The sequence below is a fragment of the Enterococcus sp. AZ095a genome, assembly GCF_050546735.1.
In the GTDB taxonomy this organism is placed as follows: Bacteria; Bacillota; Bacilli; order Lactobacillales; family Enterococcaceae; genus Enterococcus_D; species Enterococcus_D entomosocium.
The window spans coordinates 2,543,385-2,563,532 of sequence record NZ_CP172953.1; the positions used below are offsets into that span (position 1 = coordinate 2,543,385).

Consider the following 20,148-nt stretch of genomic DNA (forward strand, 5'->3'; position numbering starts at 1 on the left):
ATTATCCCTCTCTTTCAGCTAAAAATTTTTCCATTTGCTGTTTGACTTCTTCTTTATCCATATACTTTTTGATTGGATAAACGGGTGCTTTCACGGATCCTTTTAACTCATTCAATAATTCATTACTCGTAAAATAAACATCTGCTGGTGTCGCTTTTGCCGTTGATAAATCAGTATTCTCGGCAGTTGCCGTCAACCCTAACTCTTTGATCACCTTATCGATCGTCATCTTCAATACCATTGAGCTTCCTACACCAAATCCACATACTGCTAAAATTTTCATATCCTTTTCCTCCTATTGGAATAATTGACAAATTTGTTCCCGATCGCCGTTTAATATCACGTTGTATTTTTCTTCATCCATAAAGATCGCCATGATCTCTTTCAAGCTTTCTAGATGGCTTTCACTATCTGCGGCGGCTAAGACAAGAAATATCCGCACCGGTTTGCCCTCAAGATCGATGGGCTGTTTCGTTACTAAAAGGCTCATACTTTGCTCCAAAACCCCTTCTCCAGGACGGGCATGCATCAGCGCAAAGTAATCCGCCAACACCATGTAAGGACCATTTTCTTCCACGCTTTGAATCATCGCTTCGATGTAAGCTGACGTGATCAGCGCTTCATCGAGCAAGGGCTGACTGGCTAATTTTACGGCTGAGCGCCAATCTGCCACTGTCTCATCCGTCTGTATATGCTTCTCAGGCAAAGAATCCTTCACTTTCATTCTGATTTAACCTCCAACATTTTTGATAGGAACCATTCTTTGTTTTCGATTCCTTGCATGATCAATTTCATCATTGGTTCCACCTTTTGCGTCTCATCCTCTCGGATCATCAATAAAATAATGATGTCAGCTTTTTGGTTGCCCCATTCTACTGGCTGATCCAAAAGCAGGATCGAGATCGCTGTTTTTTCGACATAATTCGGATTGCCATGAGGGATGGCAAAGCCATTATCTAAATAGGTTGATTGTAGCTGCTCTCTTTCAATGACGGATTGCCGAAACTGCGCTTTTCGTTTTTCATCACTAAAAGGGGTTTGTTCGATCAGAAAATTGATGGCTTCTGTTTTGCTGGCAAATCGCTCGAAAAAGACGGTTGGCTGGATCATCGATTGGGCTTGAAGAAGTAAACCATTTTGATCGACCACCGCCTCATTATCGATGACTAAATCGATGTAGTGATTCATGATCCGCTTCATGTCGCGATTGGTCACCATAGGCGAGATCCGCACCACAGGTTTTTGAATCCCGACAAGATCGATGGTTGAAATAATAAAATCGATCGCCGAGATGTCCATCTGCTTTAATTTTTCTACTGAAACGGTTTCGATACTGTCGATTTCAGGCAGAATGCGACGAATTTTCGCAGAGACAAACGAGCTAGTGCCGACGCCATTGGGACAGACAAAAATGATTTTGTTCATGCGACGCATTCGCTCGATTGCTGCTTGAAAATGGATCGTGACAAATCCGATCTCATCATCAGAGATCCCCACTTGATACGCTTTCAAGAAATCATGAAGCGAGAACCAGACCACGCCATACAAGGCAGGATAGTTTTGTTTAATTTCTTCTAACAAAGGGTTGATGACTGTGGTTTGCGCTTCGATCCGCAGCAGTAGTTGATACAGATGGATCGTCACATCTTCTTCCAAACGATTGTCTTGGGTCAAGTCGGTGCCTAAGCCTTCGCTGATCTTTTGAATCAAGTTACGCACTTTTCCCCGAAAGACAAAAGGAACTTTTTCACTTTTCATAAAAAATTTCAAGCCGCTACCGACAATCAGGTAGGTTAGATATTGCACTTCTTTTGGTGAAAATTGATAAATGTGTTGTTCTTCGATTTCTTTCAGTAGCTCATAGACTAACGGATATTTGTCGAACTCCAAAAACAACTTCCCCACTTGGCGGTTTTCTTCAATCACTAAGCTTTCCGCATGACTCGCCCGCTCGATCAGCAGCACGATGGAAAGGACGATACTTTGGATATAGCTGTCGGGCATTTCTACTTGTTTTTCCACTAATGCTCGACGAAAGGCCTGATTTACTTCCTGGTATTTCGCAGGTTCCACCAACAAGGAAAACGCCGCTGGTTGATCCAGCATCATTAAGCAAAAGCGTTTGAGCACTCGATGGATCTGGGATTCACTTCCTTCAAAAAATGTACCTGAATTATCAAATCTCAGACGTAAGCTTTCTTTTTGAAACAGCTCTTTTAAATAAGAAATATCTTTAGCAATGCTGCTGCGGGAAACGAAATAATCCTCTGCTAACTGCTGATAGCTGAGGTGCTCGCCAGCAATCAACCGTTTAAAAATCAAAATCCTTCGTTCCGATGTCCCCGAATAATTCATTTTCATACGCTCACCCTCTACATCTATTTTATTGCTACTGTACCAAATTAGAAGGCTAATTGTTAGATTAAAGAATGATTAAAAGGAGTGTACACTTTGATTTTTAAGGCTCCTGAAGGCATTTTATAACAATTTCAAGGCGCTTTTTTTCACAATCTGCCGCCTTTCTCTTATAATTAAGCTAGGATTTATATAGGAGGAGATAACATGAAATGGCGTGGGGGTAGACAAAGCAGCAATGTCGATGATCGAACGGGGCGATCATCTGGCTCAGGTGGGATGTTGGCTGCTGGTGGCGGGATCGGTACGGTGATCATCGCTGTTTTATTTTTCCTGTTTAGCGGTGGTGATTTAAATTCGCTGCCGGATGTCTTGGGTGGCAGCGGACAAGCAGCCAATTACCAGACAGAAAATGTGGGCACCAGTGAGTACACGGAAGAAAAAGAGTTTTCCGCAGTCGTGTTCGGCTATTTAGAAGATTACTGGCAAGACGTTTTTCAAGAGCGGCAAGAAACCTATCAAGACCCAACACTCGTATTATTTACGGGAAGTGTCCAGTCGGCATGCGGCTATGCCACGTCACAGGTTGGTCCGTTTTATTGCCCAGCAGATGAGAATGTGTACCTTGATCTGAGTTTTGCCAATGAGCTTTCTGATAAATATGGCGCAAGCGGCGACTTTGCAATGGCCTATGTCATCGCCCATGAAGTCGGTCATCATGTGCAAAATGAGCTGGGGATCACCCAACAATTGGACAAAATCCGCCAGCAAGTTTCAGAGAAGGAGTACAACCAGTACAGCGTTCGCTTGGAGTTGCAAGCTGACTACTTAGCTGGTACCTTTGCGAAATATTTGCAAGGCGAAACCTATCAAGGACAGCCGATTTTAGAAGCTGGCGATATTCAAGAAGCGATCACGGCTGCCAATGCCATCGGGGATGATACGCTGCAAAAAGAATACCAAGGCTATGTTGTTCCAGATAGTTTTACGCACGGCACATCGCAGCAGCGCGTGGACTGGTTTAACCGTGGCTATCATTATGGTGACTTAGCACATGGCGACACCTTCAATGTCGATAGCCTTGATTTGAGCAAGTAGCTTTAACTAAAAAATCACTCCGAAACAGCATGAACCGCCTGCTGCTTCGGAGTGATTTTAGGTTCTTGTTGTCCCTTCAAGCCTTTTGGTGAAGGGATGCTTTACGCTTTCTTAACTTTCGCAATGATTTTTTCGCAAAAACGTGCCTGCTTCGTCATACTTTTTTCACATTTCGAGACTATTATATAAGCATACCAACAAACAACCCTAACACTTTTTCATTTTTACTCCTTTGCCTGTCAGTCCCCGCTGACAGGCTCTTTTTTGTCTTTTGATTGTTGTGCTCAGACCTGCAAGTCTTTGCGCTCGTAACGGTAAAAGGTGCCAAAGAAACACAATACACCGATCAGCAGTACCCATAGGACTGATGTGGCGCCATTATCCATGAGTTGGACGGGTAATGCCATCCGCACAGGCGAAAGTCCTGCCAGCCATTCCAATTTATCGTAGAGTTCCCCCACGATGCCGAGCAAATACAGCCCGAACACGCAGCCTAAGCCGACACTTGCGGTTTGTTTGCTGGAACGCAAGATCGTGGATAAAAAGAAACCTAGACAGAGGAAGAAGACTAAGACACCATACTCGGCAACGAAGATTTTGCTGATTTCTTCTATAAAAGAGGACAGGTCGTCTCCTGGTAGTTTGAATAGAGCAAACGAGGCCAGACTACTGCCATAGGCAATCAGCCAAAAGCCAGTCAGCAGCAACAATCGGGCGAGGAACTTCCACCCAACGATTTCTCTGCGGCTAATAGGCTGAGCATATAAATACTCGATCGTTCCTTCTGATTCTTCAGTGATCAGACTGTTCAAGCCTAAAAGCATCCCATAAATACACGCGGCGATAAATAAGTATTGAAAGTAGTACCCGAAAAAGCCTGTCGGTGAAACCAAGCTTGAGGGTCCTGTCAGTTGGATGTTAAAGATGCTTAGTAATTCTGGGCTGAAAGAGCCCAACATCTGGTCTAAGGACGTTTTCATTTCTGGCGTGATCATTTGAGGATAGATAGCCGTAAATGCAAAAATGATTGCTGCAAAAAGGATCGTCCAGACCAGCCAGCCTTTGAAGGTATTTTTAAGGTCGATTTTCATTAAAGTCATTTTTGAGAACCTCCTTCATAGAGCAGCATAAATTGCTGTTCAAGGGTTGGGTGTTCGATCGTGAACTCTTTAATGGCAGGATTGGTTAAAAAATGTGCCAGCTGATTCATGTCCCCTTGATAGAAAAAACGCAAGGTGTGTGATTCCTGAGCAAGAACTTGCACGTTTTCCAAGCCGGCTAATGAGAGGCTCCCCTCATTCGTGAGCGTTACAACTTTGCCGAAATTTTCTTCCTCACTCAGTTCTTTCACGGTGATGATCTGTCCTTCACGAATAAAGGCGGTCCGATGGGCATAGGTCTGAATTTCATGCAAATCATGGCTAGATAGAAAAATCGTCATCCCCTGTTTGTTTCTTCTAAGGAGCTCTTCAAACAGCCGTTTTTGAATCAAGGGATCTAAGCCATTGGTCGGTTCATCTAAAATCAACATTCTCGGTTGTGCAATCAAGGCGCTCGCAAGCCCGACTTTTTTCTTGTTGCCCAAAGAAAGTTCTGCGATCGATTTGTTTGGATCAATTTGAAAAAGCTCCATCAAATTCTGAATCTCTTTTTTTGGCTGCTTGACTTGATGAAAATCTGCCGTAAATGCCAGCAATTCTGCTGTCGTCATTTTTGAATAAAACCGTACATCACTGGAAACATATCCAGTAAACGTTTTGATTTCTTTGGCTGCTTGTTGGCAATCTCGTCCAAAAATCGCCGCATGCCCTGCATCCGGTTTAATAAAATTCAACAATACTTTGATGGTCGTTGATTTTCCCGCACCATTTGGTCCGATAAAGCCAAAAATCTCTCCTTCTGCCACTTGCAATGATACATTCTCGATGGCGTACTTCTTGTTGTATTGTTTGCTTAATCCGTTGATCGTAATGGCATCCATCCTGTCCCCTCCTTGTACTGCTTTGATGCCATCAGTGTAGCCTTATTTCGTGTTTCCGTCAATCAAAGATCTAAAAGGGTTCCGCTGGAATGTTTTACGAAAATCATCAAAAGATTGACACACTTCTATTACTTTCTCTTCCGATATTTTTCACATTTTCCCGCTATTATCAATACATACCAACAAACAACCCTAACACTTTTTCATTTTTACTCCTATCCCGCCAGTCCCCGCTGGCGGGCTCCTTTTTTTTATCGGCAAAAAAACGCAGACCTAGCAGCAACTGGCTTTAGCAAATGTAGCACTCGCTAAAGTCAATTGACTGACTGTCCTGCGTTTTTTGTCTCGATCATTTATGGGACCGGATGAATCAGAGTTGATTCATCCGTCCCACTTTCATTATTGACAATGAGTCCGTTTTTTTAAGTTTTCATGTGTTGATTTGTTAACGAAACGGATTGTAAAAGCGTCCGCCATTAAGGACCATCAAGAACAATCCAAGCGCCACGATCAAGCAAACGACAGCAATCGCCAAGAGATCTTTGCCTTGGATCGGCTTAGCTTTCAGCCAGGTACGCTGCTTATGCTTGCCAAACCTTCTTAGCTCCATGGCAGCAGAAATATGGTCGATCCGTTCCAAGCTGGAAAAAATCAAAGGAATCGCGATCGCGACATTGCCTGCCACTCGTTTGCGCAAAGGTGCTTTTTTAGAAAGCTCCACGCCCCGTGCTTGCTGCGCTTTGGCAATGGTTCGAAAATCCTCTTGAATATCAGGGATGTAACGCAAAGCCAGTGCGACTGCATAGGCGATCTTGTAGGAAATCCCGATGCGGTTGATACTGGACGCCAACTCGCTTGGATTAGTGGTAAACAGGAAAATCAACCCTGGCGGAATCGTGACAAAATATTTGATCAACAGATTCAACTCATAAAACACTTGCTCTTGGGTCAATGTATACCGACCGATCCCTTCGAAAATCACGTGGCGCGTCCCGTAGATCTCCACCCCGTATTCTGGAGCGAAAAGATAGACCGCCACCAAATTCAAAATCGAAAAGAAGATGATAAATTTTAATACAAAAGCGATATCTCGGTAGCGAATTCCAGCACTGGCAAATAGAAAGACCGAAAACAATGCCAGTCCAATAAGAAAACGCGTATCATAAGAGATCATCCCGATAACGGATAGCAGCAAAAAACAAATCAGTTTTGCGGCACCGCTTAATTGGTGGATCCACGTTTTGCGGTCAAGATAGCCGATTAGATTACTCTCCATCGTGTCCCTCCTTCTCGCTGGCAATGAAGGCGGCTGTAAAAGCGGCGGGATCTGTCAACTGGTTAAGGGTCGCCAGTGTATACAAGCTGGTTTCTTTAAGGTTCGCGGCACTCACCACTTGTTTGTCTGCTAAAACAACTTCTGGCGGTGCGTCCAGCAAAATCGTTCCTTGCGTCAAAACGATCGTCCGCTGTGTATACTCCAACATCAGGTGCATATCGTGGGTGATCATAACAATCGTTAATCCCCGCTGGTTCAACTCCTGTAAAAATTGCATCATTTCGGTGTAATGGCGATAGTCTTGTCCCGCTGTCGGCTCATCCAATAAAATGAGTTCAGGATCTAAGACGAGGATCGCTGCAATGGCGGCTCGGCGTTTTTGCCCATGACTTAGTGCCGACAATGGCCATGAGCGAAACGGATAAAGACCACAAATTTTCAAGGTCTGATGAACTTTTTCTGTGATTTCAGCCTCTGGGACACTTCGGTTGCGCAAGCCTAAGGCAACTTCGTCAAACAGGAAGTTTTTTGACAGCATTTGATTGCTGTTTTGCAAAACATACCCGATTTTTTGCGCTCGTTCTTTGATGGAATCATTGCCCATGTCTGTTCCTTGCCAAAGCAACTTGCCAGAAGTCGGTGTCAAAAAGCCGGTAATCAAATGGGACAAGGTCGATTTTCCTGCGCCATTATGCCCAACCAAACTAATCATTTCTCCTTGATGGATGGTAAAATCCAGTGCCTGCAAGATTGGTTTGCCCACTTGGTAAGAAAACGATAAATTCTTCGCTTCCAACAACGGCGGCTGTTGGCTAGGAAGTGCCGATTTCGGATATTCCTTTTGAAACCTAGTCAGTTTTTCGGCAATCTCATGTGATGCAAATGCTTCTACCGCGACCAAATCAGCAGCATCGGTCACAGGAACCCCCGCTTTTTTTAAGGCGGCTAAATACAGTGGTTCACGAATGCCGACTTGCTGCAGCATGTCCGTTTTTAATAGTTCATTCGGTGTACTGTCGGCAATGATGCGGCCTTCTTCCATCACGATGATGCGATCGACAGCGGCGGCCAACACTTCTTCTAAGCGATGTTCGATGATGATGGTGGTAAAACGCTTCTCTTGATACAGCTGGTCGATCATTTTGATGGCTTCCACACCTGTTTGCGGATCTAAGTTGGCTAGGGGCTCATCAAATAGTAGAATCGGTGTTTCGTCGATCAAAACACCTGCCATTGAAACACGCTGCTTTTGGCCACCCGATAATTCCTGCGGTTTTTTTGCCAAATGATCCATTAAGTCGGTCTTTTCTGCCCAAACGCGCAGCGCCTCCTGCATTACAGCTTGACTACGCTGATCGTTTTCCAAGGAAAACACGATATCTTCTGATACGGTCAAACCTACAAATTGGCTATCGGTGTCTTGCAGCACCGTGCCAACGGTCAAAGACAGCTCATAGATGGAAGCTTGCCCAAAGGCATTGGTACCGATCGTCAATGCTCCGGTACTACTACCTTCGTCATTTTGCGGGATCAAACCGTTCAAACATTTTCCTAATGTACTTTTGCCAGAACCGCTAGCACCGACGATCAGGACTTTTTCTCCTTCAAAGATCGTTAGATCGATGTTTTTCAAGGTCGGTTCCGCTTGTGCATCATATTGGAAAGAAAAATTCGTAAATTGAATGATTTTTTGTTTCATTTTTTAGCCTTCACACATTTCTTTGTTTAGGATTCCTTGCTCAAGCTGCCTTTTTTGGTTTTGGTTTGGGCATAGGCTTTTAGCAGGATCACTCCGATTATCCCAGTTACGACTGCGTTGGTCAATCCCGCAATGACTCCTTGCGCAAAGACTTTGTTCGCTGGTTCGCCATAGATCAAAATATCACCGATTGGGGCAATGATCACCCAGACGACCAAATTTGCGATCGATTCACCAATCAAGAAGGTCCGAATTTCTTTAGCGCCAAAGGTTCCTTGCTGGATTGGAATCCAACGAGTCAAAAGTCCGAAGAACACCCCTAAGATCCCAGAGGCGGCGATCCAAGACCACCACGGACCATAAGTCGTCAAATCTCCTAGGGCATGGCCGATAAAGCCCGCTAAACCAGCAACGATTGGACCGTAGACAACGCCTAATAATGCCAAGAAAGGATAGGCTGTGGCGATATCTGTATTTGGAAAACCAGTCGGAATCGTGACAAAACGTTTTAAGACGAAAAAGACGGCAGCACCGATTCCGATAGCAACAATGTGTTTTACTGTAAATTTTGATTGATTCATTTTTCATTTCTCCTTTTTTTGAGGGTAATTTTCCAATTCGTGCCAGTCCCGATTTTATAGGTTTCAGCAAATGAAGCCAAGTTGAGCCCTAAACCAATATTCAATAGGGAATTGACATATAAGACAGGTTCATTTTCCGACACTTGCGCAAAAGAGCGTCCGAAACGCACTTCTTCTTGATAACGCAGCGTATCTTGGTAATAAATACTGACGAGCAGCGGCTCATTGTACTGTACCTGCCATTGCTTAAAGAACGTATGGGGAATATTCGTCCACAACGAACCAAAACGAATATCAAGAATATCGATCGTGCCAGTGATCGTTTCTGCTGTTTGGCTTGGCTTTTCAATGGCAAAGACTTGGATCGCTTTTTTAGGTTCGGGTGTTCCTAGCTCATCAAAGCTGATGGCGCCACTGGCGAGACGCGCGGCGTTATACATATAAACATCCCGACCATGAAATGTATGGCTTTCGGCTGATCCTGCCAACCGCTCAGTTGCCTCATTGATCACCCGTAGTTCAGTGATTCCGATATAAGTCGCTAAATAGGTCAGTGTGCCATTATCTGGTGTCAAAACCAACTGTCCGGTCGCCAACTTGGCAACCACACTTCGTCGATCAGACCCTACGCCAGGATCGACCACTGAAACAAAGACCGTTCCTGCCGGCCAATAGGTGACGCTTTGCAGCAGACGATAGCTGGCATCATGAATGTTGTATGGCTCGATCTCATGAGTCAAATCAGCAATGACCAGCTCTGGTGCCACTTGATAAGCTACCCCGTACATCGCATTAACCGCTCCATCTTGCAAACCAAAATCGGTTTGAACCACTAATTTGTGCATTTTTCTCTCCTCCCAACAACCTTTCTCCTTTTTAACAAAACCTGCGCTTGAAACAGCTGACCGTGCAGACACAAAAAAAGCCCTTAGCCAAAGCTAAGGGCATCACCTGCGGTACCACCTTAATCTGCAAAACCTTCACAGGCTTCACCTCATTCAGTACCCGAAAACACTCGGAGACTGTCGCTTGTTAACGGGGCAACCGTATTTTCCTAATTAGTCAGAAAATCCGCTCCAAAGTCATTTTCAAATCATTCGTTGTCGTTCCTTCCCACCTACCGGAACTCTCTGCTAGACAACTTCCTTGATTCTACTTTCTTTTTCATCGCGTTTGCATTTTGTTTCATTTAAATTATCAAAGCTTGTGCCTTTTGTCAATTCTCTTTTAAGAAAAAATTCAAACAGAAGGCATAATTTGTCAAAAGATTCACGCAATTCCTAAATTTCGCTCGAAAATTCTTCATATTTTCTCGGTATGATACTTGTATACCAACAAACAACCCTAACACTTTTTCATTTTTACTCCTTCCCGCCAGTCCCCGCTGGCGGGCTCCTTTTTGTCTTCTGACTGTTTTACATGGTTTCACTTTTTCTTGGCGATTTCTTCTCAGAATTCTGTTTGATTCGTCAACTTTTTTTCACATTTTCACGCTATTATAAATGCATACCAACAAACAACCCTAACACTTTTTCATTTTTACTCCTATCCCGTCAGTCCCCGCTGGCGGGCTCCTTTTTGTCTTCTGATTGTTTTATCTAGTTTCACTTTTTCTTGGCGATTTCTTCTCAGAATTCTGTTTGATTCGTCAATTTTTTTTCACATTTACACGCTATTATAAATGCATACCAACAAACAACCCTAACACTTTTTCATTTTTACTCCTATCCCGCCAGTCCCCGCTGGCGGGCTCCTTTTTGTGAGATTGGACTTGCATTTCTTCCTAGAAAGGATTATCTTTATCTTATGCGGAAGTGGCGGAATGGCAGACGCGCACGCTTCAGGCGCGTGTGAGTTTATCTCGTGTGGGTTCAACTCCCATCTTCCGCATTTAGCAGTTCAGCTTTCTGAACTGCTTTTTTTGTTGCAAAAAGCGCATGTTCATCGAATAAACATGCGCTCTTCATTCAGCTATCTTTCTCCTTATTCACTGACATAGGCGGTGCGGAAAAAGAAATGCGCGCCATAGGCTGGGAATTGGATGTCTTTTACATTTGATTTGATCAGATAATTTGAAGCACTCTGGTATAGAGGGACTTGCGCAGCATCTTGTTCCAACAATATTTCTTCTGCCGCTTTGTAATCTTCAAAATATTGATCGGGGTCATTGGCATGAACGGTGCGAGCATCTTCCGTCAATGCCGTATATTCTTCGTTGACATAGCCGCCGTAGTTAAAGGAAGCGCCATTTTTGTATAAGATAAAGAACATATCCATGTCACTACTTCCAGCGATCCAGCCAGAAACGGAAAGCTCGTAATCACTATTTGCTCTTGATTGATTCAAGCTGGCACGTGGCTGTTTGTTGATGGAGATCGACAAGCCTGGCAAGTTTTCTTGCAGTTGGCTTTGCAAGTACTCCCCGATTTTTTGACCATTGTCATCATCTGTCACTAATAAACGCAACGTCGTACTTTCGCCAATTTCCGCTTGGGCTTTTTCCCACTCTTCCTTGGCCGCCTCTAAATCATACAAGTTGTAATCACCGCTATATGCTCGAAAATCTTCGCCAGTATTTGGATTCGTAGCTAAGCCGGTGGGGACCAGCCCGTTTAAAACTTTCGCTCCATCGTTCAACACATTATCCACGAGACTTTCTTTGTCGATCGCCAACGCGATCGCTTTACGCACATGAACATTTGCCAAGGCATCGTTGGCCGTTTTGTTAAAGTCTAAGAAAAAGTTCGCAACATCATTTTGCGTAACTAGCTCTTCATTGTCTCCATATTGTTGAACGTAGATCCCACTGATTTTTTGCAAATCCAGGTCGCCGCTTTCAAACAATTGGATCCCAGTATTTTCTTCTTTGATGGTGGAGCCTTTGATCTCCTCCAATTGAACGACATCAGCATCATAGTATTGGTCATTTTTCACCAATGTCCACTCATCCCCAGTCTGTTGCCAATCGGTCAAGGTAAAGGGACCAGAATACAGCAAATCTTCACTTGTACGAGCATAGGTATCACCTTTTTCTTCAACAAAGGCTTGGTTTTGCGGTGCCAACCAGCCGATGGAAATCAAGGATAAAAAGGATGGCTGTGGCTGCTCCAACTGCACGATAAAGGTCGCGTCATCTGGGGTCTCCAGACCAATCGTTTCTATATCAGCATTGCCTTCACGAATGTCTTTACTATTAACTACATTATCTAACAAATAGGCGTTAGGTCCCATCGTTGCTGGATCGACTAACTTTTTCCACGCATAAGCAAAGTCAGCTGAAGTGATCGCTTCGCCATTGCTCCACTTCGCATCCTCTCGCAAGGTAAAGGTATAGGTTTTGCCATCTTCACTGATTTCGACTCCTTCTGCCAAGCCCGGAACTGGTTCACTGTTTTCATCGAAACGGTAAAGCCCTTCGAATAAATGTTGAACGATGGTAAATGTTGCTTTATCCGTCGTTTGAGTCGTATCGAGAGTCGTCAGCTCAGCCGGTAGACTCACCGCAATCGCTTGATTCGGCGCTCCGTTAGTTTCAGCCTCTGATCCCTCGGTATTTCCTGTTGTCGTGCAGCCGGAAAGGGTCAACCCAATCACTCCTGCTGCAACCAATAAACGCTTCTTCCAGATCATTTCCATTCTTCCTCCTATGTGATTGCGCAACCAACGCAAGTGTTTTTCATGACGGCAAAAAACGCATTCATCGATAAAAAGAAAAAACCTCATCCCTTTGCTTATCAATTTTGACAAACAAAGGGACGAGATTTTCGTGTTACCACCCTTTTTCGCACCATCCTCACAAATGGCACCTCAACAGTACGCTAAGATACTTGGCACGATAACGGCTGCTTTCCGTCTGATTTGCGTGAACAAATCAGATCACTCAGAGCTCATCTTCACTTTTTTTCTGCTGCCCTTTCTCACCATCCGGGTTCTCTTCTAACAGATTCCAAAGCTACTCTTCTCTTCATCGTCTTTCTTTTTATCTAAAAAACAGGTAAATGACGTTTTTTTGTCTATTTCATGATTGTTATAAAGTATACTATTGGTGTTTTTGGAAGTCAAAAAGAATTGCGAATATTCAGTTTTTTATGATTTTTCTGGCAGACCTTTTTTTGCATCTTGCTTGCCTTTCATCACGTTCTTCTCTAGGATAAGAACTAGATAAGCTGTTCTCATTTGTAAAAAGGAGTGTGCCAAAATGAAATTAGCAGAAGCGTTACTTTTAAGACGGGATTTGAACAATCGTCTGTTTCAATTACGTAACGAGATCTCTAGCAGTGTGTTAGTCCAAGAAGGCGATACCTTGGATCGTAGTATCACAGAATTGTTCAAGGAATACGATGAGATCAATCAACAATATTCAGAATTAGTCGTTGCCATCAATCGGAAAAATGCGACTGCCTCTTTAGCAGATAGTGCGTTATTGCTGATGGAAGCACTAGAACAGCGAGAACAGCTGCGCCGCAAGCATGCACTGCTAACGCAAGCACTGGATGAAACCAAAGCAGCTCCCCGAATAGGTCGCAACGAAATTCGACTGGTGCGTACGATCGATACAAAAACGCTAACGGAGCAATTGAATGCGACCGCCAAGCAGCTGCGAGAATTAGATGGAAAGATCCAACAAACCAACTGGCTGGTCGATCTTTAATCAATATGGGTGGGTGTCAAAGGCGAGCACAAAGCAGGTACAGGCTGATATGTACACTATGGAACGTCTGGCAGAGACGTAAACGTAACAACCACTGCTTACGAATCACAATCGTAACAATCACATTGTATTTTTTAGCGACCACGTGCTGATTTGACTGGATGGGAAAAACCCTCTTCTTTTTTGAGAAGAGGGTTGTTTTTATCGTATCCAGTCGTACATGGAGGCGGCTCTTTTACTGCGAAGCCTGCTGCTTGTTACTCACAGCGGAAGGACGCGCCAGAAACGCTTGCCCTTTCTCACTGCTCCAAAACTCCTTCATCAATGCCGTCAATCCCTCTTTGGTTTGATTGGCACCAAAGAAAGGACTGCCGGGTTCCAACATGATGCCATTAGCTAAAGCACCGATAGGAAAGGGATCAAAGCCGAAAGCGTCAACGATTTCGTCTGTCTGATCGAGGGCGGTTTGGTCATCACCAGCAATGGCGATGGCTTTTTTGGCAGTTCCTTGAGCAGCCCTTCTCGTCAGCAAGGATTCCTCTTGGATGTCGTGGTACCCCATATGATTGAATCCTTTGACTACTTTACTTTGGGAAAAATAGCGTTGCACACGTTCCGAAGAAGTCTGCTCGATGGATGAGTATTCTGTTTCTTTGCCATCGACTTCCCACCAATAATTCATGGCATCGATCACTAGCTTACCAGCCAAAGCTTCTGCCGGCAGCTGTTGGTACTTACTCAACGGAATGGCCAAAATGATCGTTTGAGCTTCCGCCATCACTTCAGCGGCATTTTTTGCGATTGCTCCCGGAGCCAACACAGAAACGGACAAGGCGATTTTTTCTGCTGGCTTCGTACTGGCGATCAAGACCCGATAGCCCGCCTGGGCACCAAGATTTGCGAGCGCTAAGCCTAACTTGCCTGCGCCTAAAATACCGATGGTTTTAGGCATTGCCATCACCTGCTGCCAACAATTCTTTCACCCGTGGAATCACTTTGGTTCCATACAATTCAATCGTTTTGAAACGGTCTTTTTGCAGCTGGCCGCCAGTACCGTAAACCAGATCAAAGCGTTCTACACCGACTTGCGGCATCATACGGGCGATTTTTTTCGCCACGGTTTCTGGACTGCCTACATAGTAAGACCCATGTTCGACTTCAAAGTCAAAGCGCTCTTTGCTCATGGCTGGCCAGCCGCGATCAAGACCGATTTTGTCCATGCTTTTTTTGATGTAGTTCCAGCCGATTTCATAGGCTTCTTCATCGGTGTCGGCGATCACACCATGGGAGTGCATGCCGATTGGCAAAATCGGTTGCCCCAGTTGCTGCGCTGCCTTTTTATATAGGTCAACATAGGGCGCAAAACGAGCGGGTTCGCCACCGATGATCGCTAACATAACAGGAAACCCATAACGGACGGCACGAATGATCGATTCAGGGGTTCCACCGACACCCACATAGGTATCTAGTTGATGCCCCTCAATTTTTGGAAAAACGTCGGCATTTTTTAAGGATTGCGTAAACTTGCCTTCCCAAGTTAATGGTTTGCCTTTTCTCAATTCACTGAACATTGCTGTTTTTTCTTCAAATAGTTCTTCATAATCTTGCAAGTCATAGCCGAATAGAGGGAATGATTCAGTAAAAGATCCTCGTCCCAGCATGATTTGTGCGCGACCGTTCGACAACGCATCAACGGTCGCAAACCGTTCGTAGACCCGCACGGGATCATCCGAACTCAAGACAGTTACACCGGTACCTAATTTGATGGTATTGGTAACCATCGCTAAAGCCGCTAGTACCGTATCAGGACTTGAGATCGAATATTCTTCCCGATGGTGCTCCCCTAAGGCAATGACATCGATGCCGACTTCATCGGCTAATTTTCCTTCTGCCACGATATTGCGCAACGATTCGCTATAACTGATCCGTTCTTTCGTTGTATCTTCAAAGGCTAGATCGCCAAAAGTATCTAACCCAAATTCAAGATTTCTGTGATTGATGGTCATTTTCTTTTCCTCATTTCTCATTACTGATTCTCTGTTCTCACTATAACAAGGAACAAAAAAAGTTGCGAACAATATGCTTACTTTTTGTAAGTCGCCGATTTTAAAGCGAAAAAAACACTTTCCCGAACAAAAATTCAGGAAAGTGTTTGGTCTTTAAAGATAGATCCCTTTACTATGGAGATTCACTAAGCATTCTTCCAAGTATGCTTCATCATGTTCTGGATAGATCGGCGTAGTCAAAGGAACGGCTTGAACGGAGGGTTCCAGCGGCAGATTTTTGCCACGATACGCTGGATCGTACCATTCAGGTGCTGGCCGATAGCCTCGACAGGTCATTTCATACAGCACTAACTGATGGTATTGAAACAATTTATAGGGTGGATGAGTAAAAACGTAATCGACCGTTGCGTGCTTCTTGCCCCAGCCTAACCCTCGTAAGGCTGCTGCTTCACGATGCTGGCCTAACAGCTGCTGCCGGGGCAAAGCAGGTATCAGTGCTTCATGCCATAAGCGCATCGGTTCAGCCTCCTTTATTCTGCGTCTTGGCTGATGAAATTGTCTTGATTTTCAATAACGATCTTACCTACTGCATGGTGTGTCTCACTCAATGCGTGGGCATCGTAAATTCCTTGTGCTGTCAATGGGAAGGTTGCACCGATGACACTGGTGACTTTTTCTGCTTCGATCAGCTCTGTCAATTCTGCCAATTGTTTGCCGTTGGTTCGTAACCAAACTGCTTTGGCGAAGATGTCTTTTTCTTTTGCCAAGTCTTCGTCTTCAATACTCAAAATCGAGATCAGACGGCCCTTAGGTTTTAAGACAGTGAAACTTTTCTTCTGGGTGTCGCCCCCCATCGTATCAAAGACCAAATCGATGTCTTGCAAGACTTCTTCAAAATCTGTCGTGTGGTAATCGATGATCTCATCGGCACCAAGTTTTTTTAATAACTCATGGTTACGAGGACTAGCCGTCGTGATGACGTAAGCGCCAGCTGCTTTTGCTAGTTGGACCGCATAGGTACCAACTCCGCCTGCTCCGGCATGGATCAAGACTTTTTCCCCTACTTTTAAACGACCGTGTTCAAACAACGCTTGGTAAGCAGTCAAACCAGCTAGTGGCACTGCAGCTGCTTCTGCGTAGTTTTGGTTTTCTGGTTTAATCGCTGCTAACTCAGCATCCACGATGGCGTAATCAGCATACGTCCCAAAACGAGTCGTTTCAGGGCGGGCATAGATTGCATCACCAACTTTGAATTCTGTCACGTCAGCGCCTATTTCTACGATATCCCCTGCGACATCCCAGCCTAAAATAATTGGGAAGTCCCATGGAAACATTTGTTTCAAATAGCCTTCTCTTAATTTCCAATCGATTGGGTTGATGGATGTTGCGGCAACTTTGACTAATAATTGATTTGCTTTTAATTCTGGTAATTGGACCGTTGCTTCTTTTAATTGGTCTTTTCCACCATAGGCTTCAATAACGACAGCACGTGTTTCCATTGATGCTTCACTCCTTACATTCATTCTTCATCAAAGAGAGGTTCCTGTTTTTCCATCCCTTGATTTCTCACTTCCCTAGCTTAGGCAAAAGGAAGAAATTTGACAAATGATATGTTTGGAAACTGCCGCAGCCACCTGGCCATTCCTCCTGCTAAGCCTTGAAAGAAACGGGTTTATTTTTTCTTCATTTTTTTATTGCCTTTTCTTTAAAAATCAATTACGCTACTCAAGAAATACGAAATTGTAAAGAAAGAAGGAATTGATGAATTGAAAAGGTTGTGGGTATTTTTTGGCGGTGTGATCGGCATCACCGCATTGCTGTTTTTCGGTGCTTCGGTGTTAACGAAAGAATCGGGGGCAGCAACGTCGTCCGACAAAAATACAGTGATTATTTACAATTGGGGCGAATATATTGACCCCGAATTGATCAAAACATTCGAAACTGAGACTGGTTACTCAGTGATTTATAATACATTTGACTCCAACGAAGCGATGGAAACAAAAATCAAACAAGGCGGCTCACGCTATGATTTGGTTTTCCCTAGCGAATCGATAATTCCGAAAATGATCGAAGAAGGACTGTTAGTGCCTTTAGATCATCAGAAATTGACGGGAACGGAAGATCTGTCGCCTTTTTTGATGGATCAAGCCTTTGATCCAAACAATACCTATTCGATCCCCTATTTTTGGGGCACGATCGGGATCATGGCAAATACTGAAGAAGTCGATGTTTCTTCGATCCATGGCTGGGGGGATTTATGGAACCCTGCATTTAAAAATGATGTATTGATGGTGGATGGTGCTCGCGAAACCTTAGGAATCGCGTTACAGACGCTCGGTCTTTCCCAAAATGAAAAAGACCCGACCAAAGTCGCCAAAGCCTTGAAGAAGCTGGAAAGTATCCGTCCCAATGTCAAAGCAGTTTTGACCGACGAGATCAAAACCTTGATGATCAACAACGATGCCCCTTTAGGAATCGGGTATTCGGGCGATGCCGCTTATGTGATGGCGGAAAATCCTGCCGTCACCTATATCGTTCCCAATGACGGCGGTGCGATTTGGACAGACAATTTTGCGATCCCGAAAACCGTTGGTAATCTTGAAGGAGCCTACGCCTTCATCAATTTTATGCTCCGCCCAGAAAATGCCGCACAAAATGCCGAATACGTAGGCTATGCCACGCCGAGTGAAACGGCCAAAGCCATGCTGCCGGCTGAACTGACTGCTGACAAAGCTTTCTACCCTGAGCCAAGTGCGATGGAACAAATGGAACATTATGAATACTTAGGAAAAGAAGCGGTTGAGCTTTACAACGACCTTTTCCTTGAATGGAAGTTGGGATTATAATTGTCACTATTACTAAAATCTGAACACATCTTTGATACCAAAACGAAAACGACTTTTGCGGGCTTTCTCCTGATAGAAGACCAGAAAATCACGGCTGTGGGTCCTCTTTCAGCGCTGCCAACACTTGCTGAAGACACCCAGGTCATTGATCTCAAAGAACAAATGATCATCCCGGGCTTTATTGATGCTCATGTTCATTTTTATCTTTCCGCATTACTCCATCAAGGGGCACTGACCCATCTTACGGGAGTGACAGAAGAAGCCGTTGCCCAGCAAGTGCCCGCGCTGCCCATCACCCATGGATGGAAAATCGGCATCGGCTGGTTCAGCAGTGATTTCGGTCAGCAAGTCTACCCAACGAAAGATTCGATCGACAACTATTGTGCCGACACGCCTGTCATGCTGATTTCCGGTGATGCCCACAGCATTTGGTTGAATAGCCAAGGGATCGCTGCTTTAGGGATCACACCTGAGAACTTGCCAACGGGGATCAGCGGGGAGGCATTGCTTGACGAAAACAGCGGACAATTAAGCGGCTGCTTTTTAGAAGCGATCGCCATTCATTATTTAGCAAAGGTCTTACAGTCATTCCAAGCTCAAAGCCCTGCTGCTTTTCTGACCTATATGAAACAGCTCAATCAATACGGCATCACGACGATCGGCGATGTTGCCTTGACAGGAGAAAGCTGGGACGATTTGGTCTACCCCAATCTTTATCGACAAACGGAAGCAGAAGCGACCTTGCGCGCTGTCTTTTATCCAGCCATGCGAGAAGACATCACACAACTAAAAGAAACTTACCGTACGTATCGCTCCGAAAAAGTACAAATGGGCGGCGTCAAACAATTTTTTGACGGCGTGACGAGTACTCACACCGCTTTTTTAAAAGCGGAATATGAAACACCGTATTTTGCTGGTGATGTCGGGATGCCGTTGATCGATGTTCAACGGATGCGCCGCTTTATATTACAAGCTAACCAGCAAGACTGGCCGATGCGCATCCATACCATCGGTGATGAAGCGATTCGACAAGCACTCCTCTTTTATCAAGAAAGTGCTGCTGCTCACCCGCTTTCTAAAGGAAAAGCCAATACCTTGGAACACTTGGAAGTGATGGATGCCGCCGATTTGCCACTAGTTCGCCAAGAACAACTGGTACTCTCCGTACAGCCTAGCCATTTATTAGTCGGTTATGAGACCCTCGATGAAGAAGTAGGACCTCAGCGTGCCAGTCAAATGTTTCCTTTTCAATCCTTTCTAGAGCAAGGTGCCACCTTGGCTTTTGGGACTGATACGCCGGTCGTGATCGACGTGCCCCCTTTAGACTCGCTGTATTATGCGGTTGCTCGGAAAGAAAAAAATGGCCAGCCAGCAGGCGGATTGATGCCACAGGAAAAAATCACCATCGCCGATGCCCTCTATGCCCACACCGCAGGCGCCGCCAAAGCCTTGAGTCGGCAAGATATCGGTCAATTAGAAGTTGGCTGTTTAGCCGATCTTTGTATTTTGTCACAAAACATCTTGCCTTTAACTGCCGAAGAATTGCTTCAAACGACCGTTGAAGCCACCGTATTTGATGGACGATTTGTTTATCGGGGCAACTAACATGAACCCCTGATATGGACCACGCGTGTTTTACGCGTGGTTTTTGTTTT

The 20,148-nt window shown here is 44.6% G+C and carries 18 protein-coding genes, 1 tRNA gene and 1 other annotated feature; of the genes, 5 read left to right on the forward strand and 14 right to left on the reverse strand.

Annotated elements, in window-relative coordinates; genetic code table 11:
* Window position 1 precedes the first annotated feature (1 nt).
* Genes IGJ26_RS11735 through IGJ26_RS11745 form a run of 3 tightly spaced genes read right to left on the reverse strand, consistent with a single transcriptional unit; the run spans window position 2 to window position 2,361 of the window.
* Complete coding sequence (locus tag IGJ26_RS11735) at window positions 2-283, reverse strand: PTS sugar transporter subunit IIB (protein ID WP_016613655.1); 282 nt, start codon at window positions 281-283, stop codon at window positions 2-4.
* Window positions 284-295: 12 nt separating this feature from the next.
* Entirely contained in the window at window positions 296-724 is a 429-nt protein-coding gene (locus IGJ26_RS11740; protein ID WP_061054433.1) for a PTS sugar transporter subunit IIA, read from the reverse strand.
* Entirely contained in the window at window positions 721-2,361 is a 1,641-nt protein-coding gene (locus IGJ26_RS11745; protein WP_005234551.1) for a BglG family transcription antiterminator, read from the reverse strand. The genes IGJ26_RS11740 and IGJ26_RS11745 overlap by 4 nt, the downstream gene beginning before the upstream one ends.
* Window positions 2,362-2,562: 201 nt before the next feature.
* Here IGJ26_RS11745 and ypfJ point away from each other — a divergent pair, with 201 nt between their 5' ends.
* The gene (ypfJ, locus tag IGJ26_RS11750) at window positions 2,563-3,453 is read left to right on the forward strand and encodes a KPN_02809 family neutral zinc metallopeptidase (RefSeq protein WP_008379150.1); all 891 of its coding nucleotides are present in this window, start codon (window positions 2,563-2,565) and stop codon (window positions 3,451-3,453) included.
* A gap of 284 nt (window positions 3,454-3,737) precedes the next feature.
* On the opposite strand, the gene IGJ26_RS11755 is transcribed toward ypfJ, so the two are convergent.
* From IGJ26_RS11755 to IGJ26_RS11780, 6 genes are all read right to left on the reverse strand, one after another.
* Window positions 3,738-4,553: an ABC transporter permease subunit gene (locus IGJ26_RS11755; RefSeq protein ID WP_008379151.1), complete on the reverse strand. Its 816-nt coding sequence runs from the start codon at window positions 4,551-4,553 to the stop codon at window positions 3,738-3,740.
* Window positions 4,550-5,434 carry an ABC transporter ATP-binding protein gene (locus IGJ26_RS11760; RefSeq protein ID WP_016621435.1) on the reverse strand — a complete coding sequence of 295 codons (885 nt, stop codon included), beginning with the start codon at window positions 5,432-5,434 and terminating at the stop codon, window positions 4,550-4,552. The genes IGJ26_RS11755 and IGJ26_RS11760 overlap by 4 nt, the downstream gene beginning before the upstream one ends.
* Window positions 5,435-5,879: 445 nt before the next feature.
* Window positions 5,880-6,710, reverse strand: coding sequence for an energy-coupling factor transporter transmembrane component T family protein (locus IGJ26_RS11765; protein ID WP_005234547.1), 831 nt, complete (start codon window positions 6,708-6,710; stop codon window positions 5,880-5,882).
* Window positions 6,700-8,409, reverse strand: coding sequence for an ABC transporter ATP-binding protein (locus IGJ26_RS11770; RefSeq protein ID WP_194199694.1), 1,710 nt, complete (start codon window positions 8,407-8,409; stop codon window positions 6,700-6,702). Before IGJ26_RS11770 ends, IGJ26_RS11765 begins: the two co-directional genes overlap by 11 nt.
* A 26-nt stretch (window positions 8,410-8,435) precedes the next feature.
* Window positions 8,436-8,990 carry an ECF-type riboflavin transporter substrate-binding protein gene (locus tag IGJ26_RS11775; protein ID WP_005234545.1) on the reverse strand — a complete coding sequence of 185 codons (555 nt, stop codon included), beginning with the start codon at window positions 8,988-8,990 and terminating at the stop codon, window positions 8,436-8,438.
* Window positions 8,987-9,835, reverse strand: coding sequence for an SAM hydrolase/SAM-dependent halogenase family protein (locus tag IGJ26_RS11780; protein ID WP_008379156.1), 849 nt, complete (start codon window positions 9,833-9,835; stop codon window positions 8,987-8,989). Before IGJ26_RS11780 ends, IGJ26_RS11775 begins: the two co-directional genes overlap by 4 nt.
* Window positions 9,836-9,927: 92 nt before the next feature.
* Window positions 9,928-10,167, reverse strand: a binding site (T-box leader).
* A gap of 631 nt (window positions 10,168-10,798) precedes the next feature.
* Between IGJ26_RS11780 and IGJ26_RS11785 the strand changes: the two genes are divergently transcribed.
* Window positions 10,799-10,880, forward strand: a tRNA-Leu gene (locus IGJ26_RS11785).
* 93 nt (window positions 10,881-10,973) lie between these two features.
* Here IGJ26_RS11785 and IGJ26_RS11790 read toward each other — a convergent pair.
* Window positions 10,974-12,626, reverse strand: a complete 1,653-nt coding sequence (locus IGJ26_RS11790) for a peptide ABC transporter substrate-binding protein (protein ID WP_086373195.1) — start codon at window positions 12,624-12,626, stop codon at window positions 10,974-10,976.
* Window positions 12,627-13,188: 562 nt separating this feature from the next.
* Between IGJ26_RS11790 and IGJ26_RS11795 the strand changes: the two genes are divergently transcribed.
* Entirely contained in the window at window positions 13,189-13,641 is a 453-nt protein-coding gene (locus IGJ26_RS11795) for a DIP1984 family protein (RefSeq protein WP_005234539.1), read from the forward strand.
* A 235-nt stretch (window positions 13,642-13,876) separates the two neighbouring features.
* Here the strand turns inward: IGJ26_RS11795 and IGJ26_RS11800 are convergent, their stop codons facing one another.
* The 4 genes from IGJ26_RS11800 to IGJ26_RS11815 form a co-directional block, all read right to left on the reverse strand.
* Complete coding sequence (locus tag IGJ26_RS11800) at window positions 13,877-14,593, reverse strand: NADPH-dependent F420 reductase (protein WP_139960176.1); 717 nt, start codon at window positions 14,591-14,593, stop codon at window positions 13,877-13,879.
* Window positions 14,586-15,647 carry an LLM class flavin-dependent oxidoreductase gene (locus IGJ26_RS11805; RefSeq protein WP_139960175.1) on the reverse strand — a complete coding sequence of 354 codons (1,062 nt, stop codon included), beginning with the start codon at window positions 15,645-15,647 and terminating at the stop codon, window positions 14,586-14,588. The genes IGJ26_RS11800 and IGJ26_RS11805 overlap by 8 nt, the downstream gene beginning before the upstream one ends.
* Before the next feature lie 153 nt (window positions 15,648-15,800).
* On the reverse strand, window positions 15,801-16,163 hold the full coding sequence (locus tag IGJ26_RS11810) for a TIGR02328 family protein (RefSeq protein WP_430599658.1): 363 nt from the start codon (window positions 16,161-16,163) through the stop codon (window positions 15,801-15,803).
* Window positions 16,164-16,177: 14 nt separating this feature from the next.
* Window positions 16,178-17,146 (reverse strand): NADP-dependent oxidoreductase, encoded by a 969-nt coding sequence (locus tag IGJ26_RS11815; RefSeq protein ID WP_139960037.1) that lies wholly within the window; start codon window positions 17,144-17,146, stop codon window positions 16,178-16,180.
* 267 nt (window positions 17,147-17,413) lie between these two features.
* Here IGJ26_RS11815 and IGJ26_RS11820 point away from each other — a divergent pair, with 267 nt between their 5' ends.
* Window positions 17,414-18,493 carry an ABC transporter substrate-binding protein gene (locus IGJ26_RS11820; RefSeq protein WP_061054440.1) on the forward strand — a complete coding sequence of 360 codons (1,080 nt, stop codon included), beginning with the start codon at window positions 17,414-17,416 and terminating at the stop codon, window positions 18,491-18,493.
* Window positions 18,494-20,098: an amidohydrolase gene (locus tag IGJ26_RS11825; RefSeq protein WP_086373199.1), complete on the forward strand. Its 1,605-nt coding sequence runs from the start codon at window positions 18,494-18,496 to the stop codon at window positions 20,096-20,098.
* Window positions 20,099-20,148 lie beyond the last annotated feature (50 nt).